General features: G+C 62.0%; 7 protein-coding genes. 5 read left to right on the top strand and 2 right to left on the bottom strand.

The window, feature by feature from the left end; genetic code table 11:
• Positions 1-1,159: DUF1116 domain-containing protein (locus tag ACSLE4_RS05120; RefSeq protein WP_435903399.1), on the top strand; the 1,159-nt coding region annotated here is incomplete at its 5' end.
• 346 nt (positions 1,160-1,505) lie between these two features.
• Positions 1,506-2,135: a flavodoxin family protein gene (locus ACSLE4_RS05115; protein WP_435903398.1), complete on the top strand. Its 630-nt coding sequence runs from the start codon at positions 1,506-1,508 to the stop codon at positions 2,133-2,135.
• A 4-nt stretch (positions 2,136-2,139) separates the two neighbouring features.
• On the opposite strand, the gene ACSLE4_RS05110 is transcribed toward ACSLE4_RS05115, so the two are convergent.
• Positions 2,140-2,682 carry an EamA family transporter gene (locus ACSLE4_RS05110; RefSeq protein WP_435903400.1) on the bottom strand — a complete coding sequence of 181 codons (543 nt, stop codon included), beginning with the start codon at positions 2,680-2,682 and terminating at the stop codon, positions 2,140-2,142.
• A 69-nt stretch (positions 2,683-2,751) separates the two neighbouring features.
• Positions 2,752-2,994 (bottom strand): hypothetical protein, encoded by a 243-nt coding sequence (locus ACSLE4_RS05105; RefSeq protein ID WP_435903397.1) that lies wholly within the window; start codon positions 2,992-2,994, stop codon positions 2,752-2,754.
• Positions 2,995-3,107: 113 nt separating this feature from the next.
• Here ACSLE4_RS05105 and ACSLE4_RS05100 point away from each other — a divergent pair, with 113 nt between their 5' ends.
• The 3 genes from ACSLE4_RS05100 to ACSLE4_RS05090 form a co-directional block, all read left to right on the top strand.
• Entirely contained in the window at positions 3,108-4,025 is a 918-nt protein-coding gene (locus ACSLE4_RS05100; RefSeq protein ID WP_435903396.1) for a LysR family transcriptional regulator, read from the top strand.
• A 154-nt stretch (positions 4,026-4,179) separates the two neighbouring features.
• On the top strand, positions 4,180-5,403 hold the full coding sequence (locus ACSLE4_RS05095) for an agmatinase family protein (RefSeq protein WP_435903395.1): 1,224 nt from the start codon (positions 4,180-4,182) through the stop codon (positions 5,401-5,403).
• 146 nt (positions 5,404-5,549) lie between these two features.
• Positions 5,550-6,067, top strand: a 518-nt coding sequence (locus tag ACSLE4_RS05090) for a HupE/UreJ family protein (protein ID WP_435903394.1), incomplete at its 3' end; no start/stop codon positions are given.

Here is a 6,067-nt window from a genome sequence, read left to right as displayed (position 1 = left end):
CGTTCCGGGATTTTCCGCCAACATGATTCTCACCTCGGGGGCCCCAACACCCTGGTCAGACTATACAGGCGGTCAACGCGAAGGGATCATCGGCGGCGCGCTGTTCGAGGATCTGGCCAAGGATAGAGACGAGGCGATTGCAAAGCTCGACGCGGGGGAGATCAAGGTCGGCGCCTGTCACGACTTTGGCTGCATAGGGTCACTGGCCGGCATCTACACGGCATCGATGCCGGTCTTCGTCGTCGAGAACCGCGACTCTGGCGGTGTCGCCTATTGCAATATCTACGAGGGCAAGAACCCTCGCCGTCTGAATTACGGGGTCTACGACGAGGGCGTGCGGGAACGGCTCCTGTTCGTTCAGGAGGAGGTCGTACCCGTTATCGCCGATGCGCTGAGAGGCAATGGGCCGATTCCGCTGAAACCGATAATGCGCCGGGCGCTGGGTATGGGAGACGAGGTGCACTCCCGGAACTCGGCGGCCTCACTTCTTTTTATGCGCGAGCTCGTTCCGAGCTTCCTGTCCCTTGCCGCTTCGGGTGACGAGCGGGTCTCCCGTGCCGTCGAAGCCATGACCGAGGATCACTACTTCTTCTTACGGCTCTCCATGGCGGCCGCGAAGGCAACCGCCGATGCCGCGCGGGACATCGAAGCCTCCAGCGTGCTCACCGCCATGGCTTTCAATTGCCGGGGCTTCGCCATACGGGTCAGCGGCTTGGGCGACACGTGGTTTCGAGGCCCACATGCGCACGTGGAAGCGAAACTGTTCGAAGGGCACACGGAGGACGAGATCAGCTGGATGGGTGGCGAAAGCCCCATCGCCGAGACGATCGGTCTCGGCGGGTTCGCTCAGGCCTGCGCGCCAACCCTTCAGGACTATCAAGGCGGCTCCTACGAGACGATGGTCCAGCGCAACACCGAGCTTTACGCGATCACCGTGGGGGAAAACCCCACCTATCTGAGCCCACCCCTCGGGTTCCGCGGTTCCCCGACCGGAATCGACGTCTTCAAAGTGCTTGAAACCGGAACGCTGCCAGTCCTGGATATTGGCATCGCAGGCCGCGACGGCGGCCAGATCGGCGCCGGCGTCGTGCGGCCGCCACTGGAATGCTTCGAAGCAGCGGCGGAGGCCTATCGACGACGATATAGTGATGACGAATGACACTGAGAAGGGCTGGGCGCCGTTTGCAAAAATCTGATCATAGGACCTTTGAGTTCGGCGACGTTCTTCTCCAGAACGGCGAAGTGCTTCGCGATGCCCGACTTGCCAATGCGACCTACGGCTCGCTGAACAGTGCGGCCGATAATGTCGTGTTGCTGCCGACTTTCTATACGGGCACCCATCGGCGCCACGAACCGGAAGATAACGCGGCGGAGGTCGCCCTGGTGCTGCACGCCGAGTTCCGGGTGGTCGACTCGCCCTGGGGTCATTGCGCAGCTTCCCCCAGAGGATGCCTTTATTCGAAAGGGCCTCGACGAGGCCGCAGCAGAGCTGCTGAGGGCCTAGTATGAAAGCACTCGTCCTGTCGTCCAGCCCGCGCCGCAACGGAAACTCCGCGCTTCTTGCCAAGGCTTGTGCCGAGGGTTTGGCCGAAGCGGGACATGAGGCGGAATTTATTTATGCCGATGACGTCCTGGCCGGCTTCTTGCGGGACTGCCGCCAGTGCCGCAAGCCCGACGGGGAATGCGCCATCGAGGATGGTTTCCGTGATGCCTTCTTCGAGAGCTATCTGCCCGCCGAAGGCTTCATTGCTGCGACACCGATCTATTGGTACGGCAGCTCGGCGCAACTCAAGGCGTTTTTCGACCGGACCTTCTGCTACTACGCCGCCTCATATCCAGGCTCGGACGCGGTCATAGACGGCATGATCGGCAAGCGGGTTGGCTTGCTTGTCAGCTCCGAAGAGACGTTCCCCATGGTTTCCGGCGCGGTGATCTGCCAATTCCAGGAATATTGCCGCTACACGCGCTCAACTTTCGTCGGCGTGGTTCACGGCTACGGCAACGCACGCGGCGACGTTGCGCGCGATCCGGGCGGTCCAATCCAAGCAGCGCGCCGCTTCGGACGTGAGTTCTTTACCAGACATGCAACCGACTACCAGATCGATACGGAGAGGCCCGGGCGGGTCTGGGGCTGACGGCTCACGCCATGCTCAAGACCGCGGTGCCCACAGCAATGAGTCCAATGGAACCCCACTGCAGCCAACTGACCGGTTCGTGAAGGATCAAGCGTGCGAGGATGACTGTGACGACACTGAAGGTGGAGGCGACGACCATGGTGACGTGCGGAGCCGCCGTGGCGGAACCTGCCAGGAACGCGAAGTACCCCAACGTATCGAGGCTGCCTTGCACCCCCACATAAGGCACCCAGCGCCCCGGAATGCGTATTGGCACCCGCTGCGCGAGCAGGATCAGGACGATGAGCGCAAGCCCGGTCCATCGGCCGATCCACACGGTCTGCACCTCGCCGATCATGGGCACGGCGCTTTGGGCCGTAAGAACAAGCGCCACATAGGAGAAGCACGCGCCGAGCGCGATGAGGAGCGTGGTCCGGTCAGCTCGCGCCTTGATCGTATCCTCGCCGGAGACGGCGCTGCGCGCGATGAGAATGCCGCCGGCGATCACCGTGGCCATCGCGCCCCACTGGAGCAGGCTCGGCCGCACGCCCATGGCAACGTTGACCACAAGTACCAAGGCGGGGTGAGCCGCGACGATCGGCGCGACGACGGCGATGGGGCCTCGCGCGAGGCCCCACTAGAGAAGCATGCACCTCGTAGCAACGGCGAGCCCGTGTGCGACCGCCATGGCGCAACCGAACGGCGACCACACCAGCGGGGGATCCGTTGCAATCACCCAGGCGGTGGTCGCCACGGCGCCGACCACAAGCACCCCGCCATAGGCAAGCGGCGCACCCAGGCTTCGCGCGCTGAAGCGAGCCATGAAGTCCGCGACACCGAGTCCCAAGGCGCTCGCCAGTCCAAGCAGAGCCGAAATCATCCGGCAAGCCTTGCGCTCGGCCAGACACGCCGTGCGGTGACGCTTTCAGCCATCCAACGTGTTAACCGCCAACCTCGTCCAATGGACGAGGTGACAATGGGAGGTGTGGGGTGATGCTTCGTTCGTCGTCCAACTTTTCTCGCAACGTCGATTGGAACCTGCTCAAGACCTTTCATGAGATCGTTGAAGCGCGGGGCGTGAGCCGTGCCGGCCGAGCGCTTCGGCGCAAGCAGCCCGCCCTCAGCCTCGCCCTTAAGCGGCTTGAGGACGCGCTCGACGTAAAGCTGTGTCGGCGTGGACCGCGGGGCTTCGAGCTTACCGACGAAGGCATGCTGGTCGCAGAGACATGCGACTCCCTGAACGCCTTGGTCCGCAGCGTGCCCAAGCGGCTCAGCAACATCACCGCAGACCTGCGCGGCAAGATATCGATACAGATCATTTCGAGCCTGGTGTGCGAGCGCTTCGACGCGGCCATATCCCGCTTCCACGATCAGCACCCCAAAGTGGAGATCCTGGTCGACGTGACGACGTGGGATTCGGTGGCGGCAGCGCTTTTGCGCGATGAGATCGACGTGGGCGTCGCGTCGGCGCAGACCCTGCGCTCCGATCTTCACTACGACTTTCTGTTCGACGAGTTGCATGGCGCCTATTGCGGCCGCTCGCATCCCTTGTTCGGCAAAACGGCAGACGACCCCGCGGCCTTGTCGGGACAAGCTTTCGTGCTCACAGGCGCGGATGAGCCCGACATGCTGACGGCCTACCGGACTCAACATGGCTTGGGAATCCAAGTTGCCGGCCTTTCGGAACATCTCGACGAGGCGAAGCGGCTGACCATGTTGGGCATCGGCGTGTGCTTTCTTCCCGAGGCGTTCGCGGCGCCCGAAGTTGCGGCGGGACGCCTTTGGCCTCTTTTGAAAGAAGGCGAACAGCCCACCATGCCCATCTTCGTCATCACGAACCCGCGCGCGCCTCAAAAGCTGGCGCGTCAGCTTCTTCTCACCGAGATCGGATTTCCCCGCGCCGCGAAGTGAAGCGCGTTTCACCATTATTGGGTCATGGAATTTTTAGTCGTTACGTGCGCTGCACCATTGATCGTCTTAATGCTTCCGATTGAGAGAATCGGGCTGTTTTAGCCGTAGCGCGGTCACTACCCTTCCTTAAAACCCACACGCGAGGACAAGACCAATGGCCGGAAAGAAGACGAGCGGAGCCGACAAGGGCCACGCGCATCGCCATGGACATCATGGCGTCAGGCGCCAGGAAACCCACGGCGCCAGGAGCATGGAGAGGCTGGCGGGAATCTCGCAGTCGAAGCAGGACGAAGATGTCCGCCGCTCCCTGGAGCTTGGCCTAGAAGCCTCCGATTCCGTGGTCGACCGCAATATCTCGCTGTTCAGCCGCGCACATCAGCCCGCCTTCGCCGGCATCAACACCTTTATGAAGGCGCCCTATTGCGAGGACATGCGCAGAATCGGCGACTACGAGGCGGCGTTTGTGGGTGCTCCGTTCGATTCAGCGACAACGTACCGGCCGGGCACGCGGTTCGGCCCCCAAGCCGTGCGCCGTATATCGGCACTGTATGACGGCTACTGGTTCGACGGCGGCGTCGACATCTACGAGGAACTCGACCTTTGCGACGCTGGAGACATCTTCGTCATTCCGGGAAATATCGAGAAAACGTTCGATCAAGTCACCAAGGCGATCTCTCACATTTATACGTCGGGCGTGTTCCCGATCATCTGCGGCGGCGATCATAGCCTCGGCTTTCCCAATGTCCGGGGCATCGCGCCGCATATCGACGGCAATGTCGGCATCATCCACATTGATCGACATATCGATATCCAAGACAAGGATATGGATGAACGTATGCATACGACGCCCTGGTTCTGGACCACGCACGAGGGTTCGGTCACGACGCACCGCGATCACAGTCATATGCATGACGTTGGGCTGCCGAACTGCCATCCGAAGAATCTCGTCCAGATCGGCATCGGGGGTTGGTACGGCAACCGTCCCGGTACCGCCATTGCCAAGCGGCGTGGCACGAGCGTACTCACGATGCAGGACATCGAAACGCACGGTCCGCGGAAGGCTGCCGAGATCGCCCTCGAGATGGCTTGGGAGGGCTGCAAGGCCGTCTACCTTTCCTTCGATATCGATTCCATCGATCCAGGGTTCGCGCCGGGCACGGGCTCGCCCGAGCCGGGAGGCCTTCTGCCTCGCGAGGCCCTGGAGATGATCCATACCATCGCTGCCGAAGGGCTTTGCGGCATGGAGGTTGTCGAGGTCTCGCCGCCCTATGACGTCAACGACAATACCGCGCAGCTTGCCTGCCGCGTCATGCTCGACGTCGTCGGAACCCTAATCTCTACCGGGCACCTCGGTCATCGCAACAAGGCCAAGGTGTGATCGCGACCGACCACACGGATGCCAAGCACCAAAGACCGGACGACCTGAATGTCTTTTTCGTACAAGAGGGCGCGAATGCTTTCGATTAGCACAATCATCATGGCCATGAGCGAGGGAGGTTCGAAATGAGGAAGAACTTGCTGCGAGTGACAGTATTTGCACTCGGCCTAGCTCCCACCGCCGCGCTCGCGCATGTCGGCGTCGGGCAGGCGAGTGGCATTATGCATGGCTTCATGCATCCACTGGGAGGCGTGGACCACTTGCTCGCCATGATCCTGGCCGGCGTTTTCGCTTTCCAACTTGGGCGCAAGGCGCTGGTGCTGCTGCCGCTGTCCTTCGTTGGGCTCATTGCGCTCGGCGGATTGGCCGGCGTTGCCGGCATGCCGCTACCGTTCGTTGAGCTCGGCATCGCATTGTCGGTCGTCGTGCTCGGCCTCGCGGTGGCTTTCGGCGTCAATGCGCCGCTGGCCCTCGCCGTAGCCCTCGTGGGAGCGTTTGCGGTCTTCCACGGCCACACTCATGGCGCCGAAATGCCTATGGGCGTTTCGGGGATCACCTATGGTGTAGGATTCATCCTGGCTACGGCCCTGCTTCACGTCATCGGAATTGGCGTCGGCGTTCTGGTCGGCACGCTGGGCGACAGCTACGGCAAGAGCCTCTACCG

The sequence above is a fragment of the Methyloceanibacter sp. genome (assembly GCF_051306395.1).
GTDB lineage: Bacteria > Pseudomonadota > Alphaproteobacteria > Rhizobiales > Methyloligellaceae > Methyloceanibacter.
Note: the sequence above shows the minus strand (reverse complement) of the source record. Positions and strands in the feature narration are given on the sequence as shown.

Coding starts and splice junctions, on each gene's coding strand:
- ACSLE4_RS05115 (WP_435903398.1), top strand. CDS start 1,506: ATGAAAGCACTCGTCCTGTCGTCCAGCCCGCGCCGCAACGGAAACTCC.
- ACSLE4_RS05105 (WP_435903397.1), bottom strand. CDS start 2,994: ATGATTTCGGCTCTGCTTGGACTGGCGAGCGCCTTGGGACTCGGTGTC.
- ACSLE4_RS05100 (WP_435903396.1), top strand. CDS start 3,108: ATGCTTCGTTCGTCGTCCAACTTTTCTCGCAACGTCGATTGGAACCTG.
- ACSLE4_RS05095 (WP_435903395.1), top strand. CDS start 4,180: ATGGCCGGAAAGAAGACGAGCGGAGCCGACAAGGGCCACGCGCATCGC.